This window comes from Facklamia sp. P12932, from assembly GCF_050409545.1.
GTDB lineage: Bacteria > Bacillota > Bacilli > Lactobacillales > Aerococcaceae > Facklamia.
On sequence record NZ_JBNUPG010000010.1, the window covers coordinates 1 to 16719 of the forward strand.

Annotated in this window: 18 protein-coding genes; all 18 read right to left on the reverse strand. The window is 36.1% G+C overall.

Going from position 1 to position 16719, the window contains the following annotated elements; translation table 11 throughout:
• Nucleotides 1–62 precede the first annotated feature (62 nt).
• The 18 genes from ACQV2P_RS05440 to ACQV2P_RS05525 all read right to left on the reverse strand — a co-directional run bounded on the left by ACQV2P_RS05440 (nt 63) and on the right by ACQV2P_RS05525 (nt 16707).
• Nucleotides 63–986: a lysostaphin resistance A-like protein gene (locus tag ACQV2P_RS05440; protein WP_428894722.1), complete on the reverse strand. Its 924-nt coding sequence runs from the start codon at nt 984–986 to the stop codon at nt 63–65.
• Nucleotides 987–1006: 20 nt separating this feature from the next.
• A complete protein-coding gene (locus tag ACQV2P_RS05445) occupies nt 1007–1807 on the reverse strand; it encodes a hypothetical protein (RefSeq protein WP_428876486.1) in 801 nt (266 codons plus the stop codon).
• 12 nt (nt 1808–1819) lie between these two features.
• On the reverse strand, nt 1820–2359 hold the full coding sequence (gene nusG, locus ACQV2P_RS05450; RefSeq protein ID WP_428873018.1) for a transcription termination/antitermination protein NusG: 540 nt from the start codon (nt 2357–2359) through the stop codon (nt 1820–1822).
• A gap of 110 nt (nt 2360–2469) precedes the next feature.
• Nucleotides 2470–2649 carry a preprotein translocase subunit SecE gene (gene secE / locus ACQV2P_RS05455; RefSeq protein WP_090289890.1) on the reverse strand — a complete coding sequence of 60 codons (180 nt, stop codon included), beginning with the start codon at nt 2647–2649 and terminating at the stop codon, nt 2470–2472.
• Between the two features lie 14 nt (nt 2650–2663).
• Nucleotides 2664–2816 carry a 50S ribosomal protein L33 gene (gene rpmG / locus ACQV2P_RS05460; RefSeq protein ID WP_258436941.1) on the reverse strand — a complete coding sequence of 51 codons (153 nt, stop codon included), beginning with the start codon at nt 2814–2816 and terminating at the stop codon, nt 2664–2666.
• Nucleotides 2817–2903: 87 nt separating this feature from the next.
• Nucleotides 2904–3437, reverse strand: a complete 534-nt coding sequence (gene msrA, locus ACQV2P_RS05465) for a peptide-methionine (S)-S-oxide reductase MsrA (RefSeq protein ID WP_428876487.1) — start codon at nt 3435–3437, stop codon at nt 2904–2906.
• Nucleotides 3438–3454: 17 nt separating this feature from the next.
• Nucleotides 3455–4825 carry a D-alanyl-D-alanine carboxypeptidase gene (locus ACQV2P_RS05470; protein WP_428873022.1) on the reverse strand — a complete coding sequence of 457 codons (1371 nt, stop codon included), beginning with the start codon at nt 4823–4825 and terminating at the stop codon, nt 3455–3457.
• 288 nt (nt 4826–5113) lie between these two features.
• Nucleotides 5114–6589 carry an IMP dehydrogenase gene (guaB, locus tag ACQV2P_RS05475; protein WP_428875083.1) on the reverse strand — a complete coding sequence of 492 codons (1476 nt, stop codon included), beginning with the start codon at nt 6587–6589 and terminating at the stop codon, nt 5114–5116.
• Between the two features lie 152 nt (nt 6590–6741).
• On the reverse strand, nt 6742–7506 hold the full coding sequence (locus tag ACQV2P_RS05480) for a DUF1129 domain-containing protein (RefSeq protein WP_428873025.1): 765 nt from the start codon (nt 7504–7506) through the stop codon (nt 6742–6744).
• Between the two features lie 11 nt (nt 7507–7517).
• Entirely contained in the window at nt 7518–8618 is a 1101-nt protein-coding gene (gene ychF, locus ACQV2P_RS05485; protein WP_428894723.1) for a redox-regulated ATPase YchF, read from the reverse strand.
• A 15-nt stretch (nt 8619–8633) separates the two neighbouring features.
• The gene (locus ACQV2P_RS05490; RefSeq protein ID WP_428873029.1) at nt 8634–8840 is read right to left on the reverse strand and encodes a DUF951 domain-containing protein; all 207 of its coding nucleotides are present in this window, start codon (nt 8838–8840) and stop codon (nt 8634–8636) included.
• 24 nt (nt 8841–8864) lie between these two features.
• Complete coding sequence (locus ACQV2P_RS05495; RefSeq protein WP_428894724.1) at nt 8865–9743, reverse strand: ParB/RepB/Spo0J family partition protein; 879 nt, start codon at nt 9741–9743, stop codon at nt 8865–8867.
• Complete coding sequence (locus ACQV2P_RS05500) at nt 9733–10497, reverse strand: ParA family protein (RefSeq protein WP_428873033.1); 765 nt, start codon at nt 10495–10497, stop codon at nt 9733–9735. The genes ACQV2P_RS05495 and ACQV2P_RS05500 overlap by 11 nt, the downstream gene beginning before the upstream one ends.
• A 13-nt stretch (nt 10498–10510) precedes the next feature.
• Nucleotides 10511–11236 carry a 16S rRNA (guanine(527)-N(7))-methyltransferase RsmG gene (rsmG, locus tag ACQV2P_RS05505; RefSeq protein ID WP_428894725.1) on the reverse strand — a complete coding sequence of 242 codons (726 nt, stop codon included), beginning with the start codon at nt 11234–11236 and terminating at the stop codon, nt 10511–10513.
• Nucleotides 11237–11457: 221 nt separating this feature from the next.
• Nucleotides 11458–13365 carry a tRNA uridine-5-carboxymethylaminomethyl(34) synthesis enzyme MnmG gene (gene mnmG / locus ACQV2P_RS05510; protein WP_428876488.1) on the reverse strand — a complete coding sequence of 636 codons (1908 nt, stop codon included), beginning with the start codon at nt 13363–13365 and terminating at the stop codon, nt 11458–11460.
• Nucleotides 13365–13856, reverse strand: a complete 492-nt coding sequence (locus ACQV2P_RS05515) for an NUDIX hydrolase (protein ID WP_428894726.1) — start codon at nt 13854–13856, stop codon at nt 13365–13367. The genes mnmG and ACQV2P_RS05515 overlap by 1 nt, the downstream gene beginning before the upstream one ends.
• A 10-nt stretch (nt 13857–13866) precedes the next feature.
• A complete protein-coding gene (gene mnmE / locus ACQV2P_RS05520) occupies nt 13867–15243 on the reverse strand; it encodes a tRNA uridine-5-carboxymethylaminomethyl(34) synthesis GTPase MnmE (RefSeq protein WP_428873038.1) in 1377 nt (458 codons plus the stop codon).
• 261 nt (nt 15244–15504) lie between these two features.
• On the reverse strand, nt 15505–16707 hold the full coding sequence (locus tag ACQV2P_RS05525) for a hypothetical protein (protein WP_428894727.1): 1203 nt from the start codon (nt 16705–16707) through the stop codon (nt 15505–15507).
• Nucleotides 16708–16719: the final 12 nt, after the last annotated feature.

Consider the following 16719-nt stretch of genomic DNA (forward strand, 5'->3'; position numbering starts at 1 on the left):
TAGTTTTATCCCGCAAATTTTTAAAATTTCAGGACATTTTCATTTACGGTTGACAGAAGTTTTTAAATAGCTTTTTCTTGTTTCGGACATTTATTGATTAAGTAAATACAAGCAGCTACTAAAATAACCGTAACCACAAGACCCCCCTCAAATCCAAAGTCTCCACCATTGATCAAACTGGCCTCAGCTTTGGATTTAGTTAGTAATAGTGTACCCGGTAATACCAATCCACTCACTTGGACCCCAAAGACCACACCCATTATAAAATTCCAAAAGGAATGAGCAGCTCCTGTTAACCACATATTATCAGTAATATAGAATAATAAGGAAAAGAAAATACCGGCTAAGGCAATGTTAACTAAGGCTAAAACTGTAACTCCTGGATTGCCATAATGCAACAAACTAAAGAAAATGGAGTTTATCAAAATGGCAAGAGGAACTCCCCAAGCGACTGCCAAGCCATTCATCAAGTAACCTCTCAAGAGGATTTCTTCAGACATTCCTTGGATCATAAAGCCGACTAATAAGAGGATAAATGCCACTCCATCGGCCTGAGGGTTCATTTGGACAGAGATCGTCCCCATCAAAAGATTAACTAAAAAAATAAAGAACATTAAGGCGGCAGCAATTACGACGCCCATCCCATATTTTTTTAGGAAATTATCTTTATAAAAGCCAAAGGAGTTAAGTCTGCGTCCTTGCAACCATTTAGCCAAAAGGACCGTTGTAATAATAGTAATAATCGTTAAAAATAGTTCTAAATAAACCATTAATGGCTCGTTTAACAGTGCTTGACCTACATCTTCGGTTAAAAAGGAATCACCAAATTTCATATAGATTAATGGACCAATTAAAAAAACTGAAATAAGTGAAGCAAGTAGTAAACTGACAAGATTTATAAGCGCAGTAAAAGCAATAACCCTAAATGGTTTTTTGCCTGCTTGTTTCTGCGTCAACTGCATCGATTGATTGAAAGGCCAGTTCATAGTTTTCCTCCTATAAAAATCTAAAAAGTCTTTTGCTTTATTTGATAACGCAAGTAACGTATGTATACGGCTAAGGTCAGAATAAATACAACCGCAATCACAAGATAAAAGAAGTTATGTCTTAATCCAAAGGATGAACGAGGATAATGATGATAGAGTAGCCCTAATTGAAAGATTAAAACAGCCGGCATAATTGCCTGGTTACCATAACGTGCATACAAGTAGCTACTTCCGGCTGCAATAGCAAGAATTAAAAGACAAGCAAGTGCTATCATCCACCCATTATGACTGTTTAATCCTTTACTCACTAAATAGCTATAAAAAATATGGGCCGTCATACTGATCAACCAACCGGTATGAAGACCAATGGGAAGCTTTAATAGCCAACTTGGTTCGTTCAGGGAGCTTTTATATGAAATTAATTTCATAAAAGAAATAATCCGTCTCAAATAGAGCACCATAAGGATGAAGGTAAATAAATATAATTGTTGCGACCATATCAAAAGATAGACTGTATGGTAAAAAGATAATTCAACTAATTTGGGAGCCACTAACAGTGAATAACTCTGATCAAAAGTTGTAAAAGCCTGTCTCCGTTGTCCCGCAAATAAACCAAACGCTTCCCATAGAATAATGATTGGCCAGAGATAAAAAGTGAATTCTACAGGAAGCAAAACATGAGGAACTTCCTCTAAGACTTGGTTCAAGCTGATGGATTCGATAAAACTGGCATCAAAAACCAACTGTAAGCACAAAACCAAGAGATACATCACCATGGCTAAACGAAAATAGAGGATGTGGTGGTCAGTCTTTTGTTTCATGAAACCACCTAATTAAAGATTATCTTTGCGCACTTGCATAAAGTCCAATTCGGCTACTGTTTCACGACCAAACATTTCAATAACTACTTTAAGTTTTTGATTTTCTTCACTGATTTCTTCGATTTCTCCAGTCATTCCTGAGAAAGCGCCATCGATAATTTCAACTAAATCGCCCACTTCAACTTCTAATTGAACTTTCTGAGCAGGCTTATCCCCCAAGATCGCTTCCATTTCCTCAGGTAAAAGAGGTGCCGGCTTAGATCCTGCGCCATGTGAGCCTACAAATCCAGTCACGCCTGGCGTATTACGAACAATAAACCAAGACTCATCAGACATCACCATTTCAACTAACACATAACCTGGGAAGGTCTTTTGAATCTTTGTTTTCTTCTCTCCATCTTGCATTTCGGTTACCTCTTCTTCAGGTACTACCACATTGAAGATAAAGTCTTCCATATTCATACTTTCTGCTCGCATCATAATATTCTCTTTTACTTTATTCTCATAACCAGAATAAGTATGCAAAACGTACCATTCCTTATTAGATTCCATAGTTAAATCTCCTTTAATTAATTTCTTGTAAAATAAAAAACCTACAAGGGTGTAGGTTTTATTTGTATTCTATTATAACATGCTTAAGCAGATAATAAATATTTTTATGATTATGCGCCTAGACTAATTAACCAGTCGATGAAATTGCCAAATACAAAATCTGTTAAAGCAAAGTATAATCCAAAGAAAATAATCATCATAATTACGGTCCAAGTAAATTTATTTACTTGCTTAGCTGTAGGCCAAGTTACTTTTTTCATTTCTTGGGCAATGCCTTTAATGTAACTCATTATATTCCTCTTTTCTATTTGGTTTCTCTATGAATCGTGTGTTTATTACAATTCTTGCAGAATTTCTTAATTTCTAATCGAGTGGTTTGGCCCGCTTGAGTTGGTATCATTTGATAATTACGGTTTCCACATTCACTACAAGCTAGTGACGCTTTCTTTTGAGCCATTTTCCCACCTCCGTCTTTTGTTTAGAATCATTAAGAATGATAAATAGAAATCTTTTAAATGTCAAGCTTAGCTTAGCATTTACTATCTTAATTCAATTTATCTTTAACCTCTTCAACAAATTTTTTACGCCCGGAACCACGGTAGAAATTTTGATAATGATCCGGTTCTTTGCGGTGAAAGTCTTGGTGATAGTCCTCTGCAAGGTAAAATGTTTGGGCTGGACTGATTGGCACAACAATCGGCTTTTTGAAAACTTGTGACGCTTCAAGTTCTGCTTTCGATTGTTCGGCTTCTTCCTTTTGGGCTTGGGTACTATAAAAAATTTCTGGTCGGTAAGAGGAGCCTCGATCACCGAACTGTCCATCTTTATCAGTCGGATCGACTGAAGACCAATAAATTTTTAGAAGTTCTTGATAGCTTATTTTACTAGGATCGTATTCGATTTTGACAGCTTCTGCATGACCCGTTTGTCCTGAGCAGACTTCTTCATAGGTAGGATTCACACTATCTCCACCCGTATAGCCAGAAGCTACAGAGATAACACCATCTCTTTCATCAAATGGATGAACCATGCACCAAAAACAACCTCCTGCAAAAATCGCCGTTTCTTTATTTTCCATAATTTTACCTCCCTTATTTAATTAAATAAATCCGTAAAGAATTTTCGAACAGCATTCCAAGTATTTTCGCCAGTATTTTGAACATTTCGCCAAGTTTTTTCTAAGATATTGGCTTCTTCGATATCTTCTGCTACTTTTACTGGCACATAATTTCCTCTACCGGACTTTAGAATAGGTAGACGATAATCAGCTATATCGACTTGCATTTTTCCTACAACCTTGCCTGCTTTAACAGGCGCTTTAACGTGATAATTGGTCACTTCTTGATTAGCTGTAAATTGATAAACCAGTCGTGGGGCCGTATCAATAATAGGTACCACTAATTGTAAGTTTGATCCATACATTAATTGTAACTTATTAACTTTGCCATTTTCCACTTTAATGGAGTCTAGGTGAGTAGCTAATGAATTTTCTTCAATAACTGTTTCAATGCGGAAGATATTTTGGGCCCTTTCAATCAATTCTCTACTAACTTGATAAAGCTTTTCGTTTTCACTGACACCTAATACCACTACTATTAGACGTAAATCATTCTTTTCTGTCGTTGCAACTAAATTATAACCATCTTCTTCTGATTTACTGGCAGTCAAACCATCAACATTCTCCATAGCATAAAGTGAATTAGCACTTTCAATTAGCAGATTGGGATTGGTCATTTCAAACTCATCGCTCGTATCTTCTTGAAAAAGCTTTTGATAAATCTGACTAGCTTCCATGCATTCAGGGTATTCATTAATCAGATGATAGGCTATGGTAGCAACTGTTTGAGCAGTCATTTTGTTAGTTCGCCCTTGATAAATGCTTTCAGAATCACCCACTTGATAACGATCACTCACTCCAGTCACATTTATTAAATCAAAATCTTCTTCTCCCCATTCATTTAACTGTTCTTTCATTTGCTTAAGTGTTTCTGCTTCGGATCCAGTTAATTCTTCTGCTAAGGCTAAGGCCGCTCCTCTGGCAGCATTTAAACTAACAGCTTCCATTAAATCTTTTAAGGAATAAGACAAGTCTTGTCTTAAAGGAACATTCGGCAAATTATAATCTTGACTCAAAGCGTAAACCTCGTCCGATATCCATACCTCTTGATCACTGTCCAACTGACCTTGATCAATGGCTTGATACACCCTATATAATAAAAGTAATTGACTAAAAGAACCCACTTCAACTAGCTGGTCCACTTCATGCTTATAAAGGATTTGCCCATTGAGGCCGTCTACAATATAGGCCCCCTTTACTTCCTCAAAAACAGGCATCGCGTTTACCAGATTTTCAGCTATACTTTCTTCCGGCAGAGTATCCATTTCTTGCAAGGAAGCCTCATCAGTGGGATTTGAATCTTTCGATGTAGTCACAGCATAACCATCAGTTGATAGAAAGTTATTCATAAGTAATCCTAAGACAAGTATCCTTTTAATACCGTTTATAAGCAATGTTAGGCTCCACTCCTCACTCTTTATGCTCATTTAAAAGTTGCTTTTTCTATTATACCCAACTGAATAAAAAAAGGTAGTTCTCACTTTCCTATTAAAATAAGCTTTTCCTAATTTAGATACAGAGTTATTCAATTGTTAGCAGCTTTTAATTTTACTTGTCTTTTTTAAGTAAAAAATGATAGAAATTAATAAAAAAGTATCAAAGTCTATTGCAGTAGGCTTTGATACTTCAGTTTATCTTTATCTTGAATAGTTTGGTGCTTCCTTGGTGATATTAATGTCATGTGGGTGAGATTCAATCAGTCCTGCACCAGACATTCTTACAAATTGTGCTTCCTCACGCAATTCTTTAAGGTTAGCTGAACCGGTATAACCCATACCAGATCTTAAACCTCCAACCATTTGGAAGATAACATCTTCAACGGCACCTTTATATGCAACACGTCCTTCAATACCTTCAGGAACCATTTTGTTGGCTTCTGATTTTGATTGGAAGTAACGATCACTTGATCCTGAACGCATAGCAGCTAAAGAGCCCATGCCACGATAAGATTTGTATTTTCTACCTTGATAAATTTCCATTTCACCTGGTGATTCATCTGTTCCTGCTAACATAGAGCCGAGCATAGCCGCATGCCCACCCGCTGCAAGCGCCTTAACAATATCACCTGAATACTTAATGCCGCCATCAGCAATAATGGTTTTACCAAATTCTTTTGCTGCTGAAGCACATTCATAGATAGCAGTTAGTTGAGGAACTCCTACTCCGGCTACTACACGAGTTGTACAAATTGAACCAGGTCCGATACCCACTTTTACAATATCAACACCAATTTCAAATAAAGCGCGTGTCGCTTCGGCTGTTGCTACGTTACCAGCAATAATGGTTACATCTGGGTAAGCCTCTCTGATTTCTTTGACTTTACGAATCACGCCTTCAGAATGCCCGTGAGCGGTATCAATTACAATCGCATCAACTTGTTCTTTAATTAAGGCTTCTGCCCTTTCAAATGTATCACTAGTTATTCCAATGGCTGCCGCCACTAATAGTCTACCATGTTGATCTTTAGCAGCTTGAGGATATTGAATGACTTTCTCAATATCTTTTATAGTAATTAGACCTGAAAGACGTCCTTCATCATCTACTAGTGGTAATTTTTCAATCCGATTTTTATAAAGAATCTTTTCAGCTTCTTCTAGTGAAGTGCCAATGGCTGCTGTTACCAGATTCTCATGAGTCATGTGAGAGCCAATATTATCTTGATAATTTTCAATGAAACGCATGTCACGATTTGTAATAATACCTACAAGTGTCAAATCGTCTTCACTTTTTACAATTGGAACACCTGATATGCGGTAATGACTCATTAAATCTTCTGCTTCTTGCAATAGATTCTCAGGAGTTAAATAAAATGGGTCCAAGATAACGCCATTTTCCGAACGTTTTACTTTTCGTACTTCGTTTGCTTGATCTTCAATAGACATATTCTTATGGACAACACCTAATCCTCCCTGTCTGGCTATAGCAATCGCCATGTTCCCATCCGTTACGGTATCCATACTGGCTGATAAGATGGGAATATTTAGTTTTAAATTAGGGGCTAATTGGACTGATAAATCGACATCATTTGGTAATACCTCACTATGAGCTGGAACTAACAAGACATCATCAAATGTGTAACCTTCACGCGCAAATTTTGTTTCCCAAGATGACATTATTTTCCTCCTATATGTTTTTGATTCTCTACAAGCGATTCGACGATAATTTCCAACTAATTTAACATGTTAGTGGGAATGAAACAAGTTTTTTGCAGATGTTAGATTATGAGAAGTATTTAATGTTCGTCTTTTTATCAAACAGCATGCCCTTAAAAGAGTCCACCAACTATTTTCCACTTTCTCTTTAAGTAATAACGTAAGACCAAAGTAATTACACCCAGTATGATATAGCCCATAGGCGGTAAAATTGGGTTAATTACCGGCGGTATAAAGGCTTGACTTAACATAATTAAACCAATCCAAGCCATCATTGCAATTGTAGATGCCATGAAATAGCGCCCATAACCCTTTTGCCCTTTAGGAGCATCCAAGTCTGGTAAGACTTTTGCTGTTCGCATCATCGCATAACCACCGATAGCATAATTGAGGATAACTGTTAGGATACCCATATAGAAATTTTCTTGAACATTTGAACTCCCACTTAAACCAAATACACCCGTTATTAGGGTGAAAATAGCCCCTAACATTAACCCACCATCGACAGCAATTTGCCAATCCGGTGACTTCTCTTTTTCTTCATGCTCTTTTACTGCTTTACTAATAATAATCTGACTAGTTTCACTAGGCGTTCCATAAATATGTTTAGCAGTATGACCATCTTTTTGCCCTTCTAAAAGTGTATCTACCATTTCCAAATAAACTACTTGACAATTTGCTTGTGATATTTGTTCTTCTTTTAAGTAGCGATCAATGTCTAGCATAAATTTTAGATTACGTTTGGTTAACTGGTCCACCTTTTCTTGTGGTACCCCAGTTAATATCGAGCTTTCTTGACTTTCAACTGCCACTTGATTTTCAAGTGGTTGGCTATTTGAGACTTCTTCTACAACTTTTTCTTCTTGCTGATCTTTCATTGAATTTCCTCCTATACATTAAAGCGAAAGAGCATAATGTCTCCATCTTTAACTATATACTCCTTACCTTCTGAGCGATAGAGGCCTTTTTCTTTTACTGCTTGCTCAGAGCCATACTTCACTAAATCATCATAAGCCATGGTCTCTGCACGAATAAATCCGCGTTCAAAATCTGAGTGAATCACACCGGCTGCTTGTGGTGCCTTCATTCCTACTTTAAAAGTCCAAGCTCGAACTTCTTTTTCACCGGCTGTAAAATAAGTTCCCAAACCAAGCAATTTATAAACTGATTGAATTAAGCGGTCAAGACCTGAAGTTTTTAAACCGTAATCTTCTAAGAAACTGGTCTTTTCTTCATCATCTAGTTCTGCAATCTCTTCTTCTAAACGAGCGGAAACAGGAACAACTTCTGCGCCTTGCTGGTCAGCTAATTCACAAACTTTTGCTAAGAACGGGTTTCCTTCTGGATTGCTAACTTCTTCTTCACCTATATTGGCAACATAAAGCATTTTCTTACGTGTTAACAAGAACAAGTTATTGACGTAAGGTAATTGTTCATCGTAAAACTCCAAACTATTAGCTAATTGGTTGTGTTCCAAAGCCTCTTTTAATTTTAAAAGTACTTCATGCTCAGCAACAGCCTCTTTGTCTTTAGTACGTGCTAACTTTTCAACTTTAGTAATTCGTTTTTCAATGGTTTCTAAATCTGCCAAAATCAGCTCTAAGTTAATGGTTTCAATATCTTCAATCGGATCAACTTTACCTGAAACGTGAGTAATATTAGAGTCTTCAAAACAACGCACAACGTGACAAATGGCATCTACTTGGCGGATATTGGCTAAGAATTTATTACCCAGCCCTTCCCCTTTACTCGCTCCTTTTACTATCCCTGCGATATCGGTGAATTCTATTGTAGTCGGGATGGTTTTTTTTGGTTTGACAAGGCGAGTAATCTCTGTCAAACGTTCATCAGGGACTTCCACAACCCCTACGTTAGGATCAATAGTAGCGAAAGGATAATTTGCCGCTTCCACTCCAGCTTTAGTAATTGCATTAAATAAAGTTGATTTGCCCACATTTGGTAGTCCCACAATTCCTGCTGTTAATGCCATAATTTCACTCTCTTTCTAAAGGTTTACTTCTTGATGTTTTTTAAGAATTTTTTTCATCTTCTTTTCAAAGTCACGGCGTGTCATGGTAACAATATGCTGACAATTTTCACAACGTATACGAATATCCATACCCATTCGTATAATTTGCCAGCGATTAGTTTGACAAGCATGTGGCTTTTTCATTTCTACTATATCGAACTTATCGTAAGCTTTTGGATCCATTTTGACCCTCCTATTTGTCACTATTTAAACTTGAATGTTAAGTAAGTCTAGAATTCTTGTCAAATCTGAATCGTTGACGAATTCTAATTCAATTTTTCCCTTGTTTCCTTTTGAAACAATTTTAGCGGGTGTCCCAAACTTTTCTTCCATTTGATTTTCAATTGCTAACCAAAGTGGTGATTTATTTTCGGTTCGTCCCTTTTTCGTCATTTTTGGTAATGATTGATTATATTTTTGTACTACTTCTTCTAACTGACGCACTGTAAGCTGTTCTTTAACAACTTTTTTAGCTAAATTCTCCATCTGACTCTTATCTTTTAACCCTAAAATGGTGCGTGCTTGGCCCATGGATAGTTTTTCTTCATTTACTAACTGTTTAATTGGATCTGGCAATTGAAGTAAACGAATATAATTGGCTATATAAGGGCGACTTTTCCCAATACGTTCAGCAACTTCTGCTTGCGTTAGTTTTAAACGTTCCATTAGCATATCATATGCTTCTGCTTCTTCTAAAGGACTCAAATCTTCTCTTTGCAAGTTCTCTATTACAGCAATCTCAATCATTGCTTCTTCATCAAGTTCTCTAACAATTGCTGGAATGGTTGTTTTGCCTGCCAATTTAGAAGCACGTACCCTACGCTCTCCTGCAATAATTTCATATCCTTTAATAGAGGATTTTCTAATAATAATAGGTTGGAAAACACCCGTTTGACGAATCGATTCCGCTAACTCATTCAAAGCATTGAGATCAAAGTGTTTTCTAGGTTGGTAGGGATTTGGACGAATATCTTCTAATTTAATTTCGGTGACCATTTCGTGATTGTTAGGTACTTCTTCATAAGCTGAACTAAAGAGAGCTTCCATTCCACGACCTAGTCCACCTTTTTTTGGTTTATTGGCCATTATTGATCACTTCCTCTGCCAATTCTTTATACATGATGGCTCCTCTAGATTTTGGGTCATAATCAATTACTGACAAACCATAAGATGGAGCCTCTGACAAACGAATGTTTCGTGAAATTACCGTATCATATACTTTCTCTTGGAAGTATTTACGTACTTCATCAACTACTTCATAGCCCAAGTTCGTGCGCGCATCTAGCATAGTTATTAATACACCTTCAATTCTGAATTGAGGATTTAATGACTTTTGAACTAAGCGGATTGTATTTAATAATTGACTTAAACCTTCTAAGGCATAATATTCTGCTTGAACCGGAATCAAAATTGTATCAGATGCTGTAAAGGCATTAATAGATAATTGCCCTAAGGACGGTGGACAATCTACTAAAAGATAATCATAATCTTGCTTTATTGATTCTACAGCTTCTTTTAAGCGAAATTCGCGGTCTTTAAAATTTACTAATTCAATTTCAGCAGCTGCTAAAGAAATAGTTGATGGGATAATATCTAGATTTTCTCTAGAAGTGGTTAAGATACTATCCTGAATAGGTACTCGATCGACCAGCACTTCATATAAGCTATAAGTCACATCGCCTCTTTCAATTCCTAAACCGGAAGTAGCATTTCCTTGAGAATCGGAGTCAATAACCAGTACCTTTTTCCCCATAAAGGCTAATGCTGCACCCAAATTAACAGTTGTAGTTGTTTTACCAACTCCGCCTTTTTGGTTGCCGATTGCAATCATTTTTCCCATATGCTTCCTCCTTTTATCTTATAGGCTGTTTGCTTGGCTTACCTGCTTTACGCGGGTATTTATTGGGAGTATCTAATGTTTTTTCTATTAATAATAGTGTTCTCTCACCTTCATCTTCAGGCAGATAAGTTTGCACCACTTGTTCTAACTTTGCTCCTAATGTTTTAATCGCCTTTTCAGCTTCTTTTAATTCCGTATTTGTTTGTTCATGGCTGCCTTTTAAAACTATAAATTTTCCACCTTTTTTTAGTAAAGGAAGACAGAACTCAGCTAAAACATTTAAAGGAGCTACTGCCCGAGCAGTCACTAAATCAAATTGTTCACGATAATTTGAATCTTGGCCCACATCTTCAGCCCTGCCATGGAGAAACTCTATTTGTTCAAGTTTTAAATTGGAACTTAAATCTTTTAAAAACTGAATACGTTTATTTAAAGAATCGATAATCGTCAGTTCAATTTCAGGATGAATAATTTTGATTGGTAAGCTTGGAAAACCTGCTCCCGCTCCTACATCACACATCTTCAAATAATAGTTCGCTAAAGGTAAATGCCACAGCGGCATTAAAGAATCATAGAAGTGTTTAAGATAAACTCCTTCTTTATCAGTAATAGCTGTCAGATTAACTTTTTGATTCCATTCAATTAACCACTGATAATAAGTGGAAAACTGTAGTAGTTGATCGGGACTAATTGATAATCCTTGATCTTGCAATTTCTTTTTAAACTGATTTTCTTCCATATAATCCCTCTCATTTTGGTAATTGTGAAACAATGTTTCACAGCAACTTTACTTTACTAAAATAACTACTCAATAGCAACATCTATCCTTCAATAAATTTCGAAAGATAATTAAATTACTTAAATTTATAGTTTCTGCTTTTTTCATTTTAAAAAGATCCCTTCTTAATTAGCTTGCTAATTGAGAAGAAGATCTTTATCTTTTTGGTAATTTTTAGTTGATTATTGATGAGATTCAATTTTTGCAATTTTACCCTGTTGAATATAGATTGAAAGAATGGCAATATCAGCCGGATTGACACCTGAAATTCGACTAGCCTGTCCAATGTTAGAAGGTCGAATTAATTTTAATCTTTCTCTTGCTTCAGTTGCTAAGCTATCCACTGCATCGTAATCTAGGTTTTCAGGAATTATTTTTTCTTCCATAGCTTTAACACGATCGACCTTATGGTTAGCTTTATTAATGTAGCCTGCATATTTGATTTGAATTTCAACTTGTTCTCCTACTTGTCGATTAACTTCAGTCGTTAAAATAGGTAAAGCTTTAATCAATTCAAAATATTTAATTTCCGGTCTTTTTAAAAGTTCACTAGCTAAAATTCCATCTTTAAGTGGCGTTGAATTGATTCTTTCAAAATACTCTGCTAAACCCTCTGTACTTGGCTTAATACGAATAGACGCTAAGCGATCAAGTTCTGCTTTTACAGCAGCTTCTTTCGTTTTAAAATGCTGATAACGTGCTTCATCCACCAATCCAATTTTATAGGCTTTTTCTGTCAAACGGAAATCTGCATTATCATGACGTAGTAATAAACGGTATTCAGCCCGAGAAGTTAGCAAACGATAAGGTTCAGTCGTTCCTTTTGTTACAAGGTCATCAATCATAACACCAATGTAGCCTTCTGAACGCGTTATAATAAAAGGGTCTTTGTCAAAAGCCTTATGGCAAGCATTGATTCCTGCAACAATTCCTTGTCCTGCTGCTTCTTCATAACCACTCGTTCCATTCATTTGACCGGCAGTGAATAAGCCAGGTAAATCTCGCACTTCTAAGGATAGCGTTAATTGATGGGGTACCACTACATCATATTCAATAGCATACCCTGCTCGCATCAATTTTGCTTCTTCTAAACCTTCTACTGAATGGAGCATCTCTAGTTGGACATCTTCTGGTAAAGAAGTTGACAAGCCTTGGACATACATTTCTTTAGTATTACGACCTTCAGGTTCGATAAACACTTGATGGCGTGGTTTGTCACTAAAACGAACTATTTTGTCTTCTATTGATGGGCAATACCTAGCCCCTACTCCTTCAACTATTCCCGAAAACATAGGTGCTTTATGCAAATTATTTCTAATTATATTATGCGTTTGACCATTGGTATGTGTCAACCAACAAGATATTTGATCTTGCAAATAATCTTTATCATCTGTCAAATAAGAAAAATGATTCGCTTTAATATCGCCAGGCTGTTCTTCTGTTTTGTCAAAATGGACTGAGTCATAATGCACTCGTGGAGGTGTTCCAGTTTTAAAACGAGTTAATTCAATCCCTAATTCCATTAAATGTTCAGACAGTTTAACAGAAGGTAGGGTGTTATTAGGACCGGAAGAATAGGCTAAATCTCCAATAATAATTTTTCCTCGTGAAGAAGTACCTGCCGTTAGAACTACAGATTTAGCACGATAAATAGCCCCCGAATTGGTAATAATACCGCGACATTGATTTTCTTCAATTAAAAGTCTTTCAACAAGTCCTTGTTTGAGGTCTAAATTATCTGTTTCTTCTAAGACTTGCTTCATTGTATTGGAGTAATGTTGCTTATCTGCTTGAGCTCTGAGTGCTTGAACTGCTGGTCCTTTACCGGTGTTTAAAAGACGCATTTGGATATAAGTCCTATCTATATTACGTCCCATTTCTCCACCCAGTGCATCAATTTCACGTACAACGACCCCCTTAGCAGGTCCACCAATTGATGGATTACATGGCATAAAGGCTACCATTTCTAGATTCATCGTAATTAAAAGTGTTTGAGCACCTAGTCGAGCTGAAGCTAAAGCTGCTTCCGAACCTGCATGCCCGGCTCCTACAACAATTACATCATATTGACCCGCTTCATATGTTTGCATTATATTTCACCTCTGTTTTTCATAAATTCAACCTGATGGTCGATTAAGTCACCCTTTTTATCATAAGCAAATTTAGCCCAAAAATAAGGTTTGTTTTCTAAGACCCATTGTAAAAAGAGATAATCCCCTTCCCAAATTGGTTTGTCCAAGACATCGTCATAATCCACCCACTCTAAAGTCCCTTCGTCACAGTCCTTTAATAGGTCTCCTTCAAAATCTGTCACTCTATAGACAAAAGAATACCAATCTCTATCATCATGGGTAAAATCTGGAAAAGTTATGAAACCTAAGGGGATTAAGCTTTTGGCCCTTAGACCCGTTTCTTCATAAATTTCACGAATTGCACACTCTTGAGGACTTTCTCCTGCTTCAAATTTTCCACCGACGCTAACCCATTTTCCTTTATGGATATCATTTTCTCTTTTATTACGGTGGAGCAATAATAACTGTTTTCCATTATCCAGATAACAAATTGTAGATAATTGTTGCATTATAGCTTTCCTACTTTCCTAAACAGAATTGACTAAATAACTTATCTAATAATTCATCTTGTACGCTATCACCTGTTATTTCGCCCAAAAGATCCCAGGCTCTAGTAAAATCTATTTGTACCAAATCAACAGGTACGTCTGCTTGACAAGCATTCACAACTTCGTCAAGCGCTTGAATTGCTTGCTTTAGTAAATTAGTATGACGTGAATTGAGTAAATAATTAATATCATTCGACTCTAAATTTCCCGTATAAAACAAATTTTCAATTCTTTCTTCTAGTAGATTTAATCCTTGATCTTTTAAGATTGAAATTGGGATGATTTCCTCTTTATTTACTACATTTGTCAACTTTGTAAAATCAATTTGACTCGGCAAATCGGTTTTATTTAATAAAATGATTCGCTTTTGATCCTTTGTCAAAGATAAAAGTTCTTTGTCAATTTCTGTCAAAGCTTCAGATTGATTTAAAATCAAAATGACTAAATCAGATTCTTCCATAATTTTGCGACTTTTAGCCACACCAATTTGCTCTACCAATTCATCAGTTTGGCGAATGCCTGCTGTATCGATTAAATGTAGGGGGACTCCTTTGACATTGATGTATTCTTCAATAGTATCTCGAGTTGTTCCAGCGATATCAGTCACGATTGCTTTGTCAAATCCAGTTAAGTAATTTAGTAAACTCGACTTACCAACATTTGGTTTACCTATAATAGCTGTTCGTATTCCTTCACGGAAAAGACGGCTATTTTGAGCTTTTTTCAAAATTTGATTTATTTTATTTTTTACATATTGTGCTGTTTCTATAAGAGTTTGACTAGACATCTCTTCAACATCATCATATTCCGGATAATCAATCGTTACTTCAATTTGAGCTAAACTTTCAAGCATTTCTTGGCGCAATTGTCTAATTTGCTGAGATAGGGTTCCTTTTAATTGGTTTAGAGAAGCGTCCATAGCTTTACCTGTTTTAGCTTGAATTAAATCCATCAAAGCTTCTGCTTGTGACAAATCAATGCGACCATTTAGAAAAGCGCGCTTTGTAAATTCACCTGGTTCAGCCATGCGCGCACCTTCTAATAAACAACTTTCCAGGATTCGCTGCATAGCTACGATACCACCATGACAATTGATTTCTACTATGTCTTCACGTGTATAGGTTTTTGGTCCTTTTAAGATAGTGACCATTACTTCATCTAAGACTTTTTGATCCTTATCTACTATATGACCATAATGGATGGTATGACTTTCAACCTGACTCAAGTCTTTGCCTTTAAATATTTTTTTTATTATTGGCAAAGCATCCGGACCACTCATACGTACTATTCCAATAGCTCCCTCGCCAATTGCGGTTGAGATAGCTGCAATTGTGTCTAAAATATACATACTTAATACCCCCTTTAATCATAAAAAAAGTGCTCAACGAAAGATACCTAAGTTTTTTAGGTCATTCGAAAGCACTTTGACTGCCTGTCTATTTATCGTAGTAATTGTATCAAATCGTTATTCTTCTTGCAAGATAGGTGTGAAACTGTTTAGCTAAATTATATTTAAAAGAGAGTGTCTAGCTTTTTTTTAACATAAGCTCTCCAAAACATTTGCCTTAATAAAAACACCATTCCTCTAATTAAGAATGGTGATCTTCACTTATTCTAAGGTTAATTCTTCACTACTCAAAGGCGTTTGCGTATTACTACTATCTTCTTGCTTGACCCATTTGGGATCTATTTGATGAATTCCATTAGGAGGATAAGATATGGCATTGAGTAGCATACCATTTCCAAACACTTCTAAACTCACTTGATTAACAGAGTAATAGTCAGCAATATTCACCATCATGGCAATTGCTACCGCTTTTTCACCTGCTGGATGTCGGTTTAAACTAGCAACAACACCGCTTGAAAAATTGAGATGGGCTATTCCATTGGACTCATAAATATCAACCACTTGTATTTCGGGAGTAATCCATTGTTTATCGTAATAAAAGCGCTGAAAAGCTGTTGCTAGGGTATCGTTTGTTTGCCAAGCAAAGTCAACTGTCTCTTTTTGAATAAAAGGTTCTTCTGTTGAAGATTGAGGCATGTACCAATCCATTTTGCTTACTAACATTACATTATCTGTAATCGATTCTGCGAGATAATATTCCTCTTTATTTTCTTGCCACTGAGCAATAATCCCTTTATTAGCAGCAAATAGCTGATGTCTTTCGCCCTCTTCAAATTGAGTCACAACTTCAATCACTTCTTGATAGATTTGATCACCGATATTCACTTCTTTATATAAGCCGACGATTTTTGAAGGAATGTTACCGTCATATAACCATTCAGTTCCTACTTTTAAAGGAGATTGTAAAATGATTAGACCTTTTTCTAATTGATTAGCTTCTATTGAGTTTTTTAAATAATTAGTAAATCGACGCTCTTTTTCAAATTTTCCGTATAGTTCAATCACTTCAGTATTCCAACGATAGAGTTCAATGTTTTTTTCATCAGCTAGCGTCTCTCTCACTTGCATCTGTTGGCTTGTTTGATCCATATATTCAACATAGCTAGTTTTACCATTGGAAAGGATTTTTACTTGATTAGCATTATAAGGAAGAAAATTTTCTAAATTATAGTTTACATCTTCTCCTTCTTTAATCCACGAGTTAGGATCAATAACTACTTGGTCGGATGTATTGGCTTTCTTATTATTTATTTGATCTAGCTGTGTTTCTTTATTTTCTGCTTGTTTCTTCTCTATCTTCATTTGGTTTTCTTTACTCAATTTAATCATAGGTTCTTGTTTACAAGCTGATAAAGTAATAACAATTAACAAAAGCCAAAATATCTTTCTGCCAGACAGACTCAAATCCGTCACCTC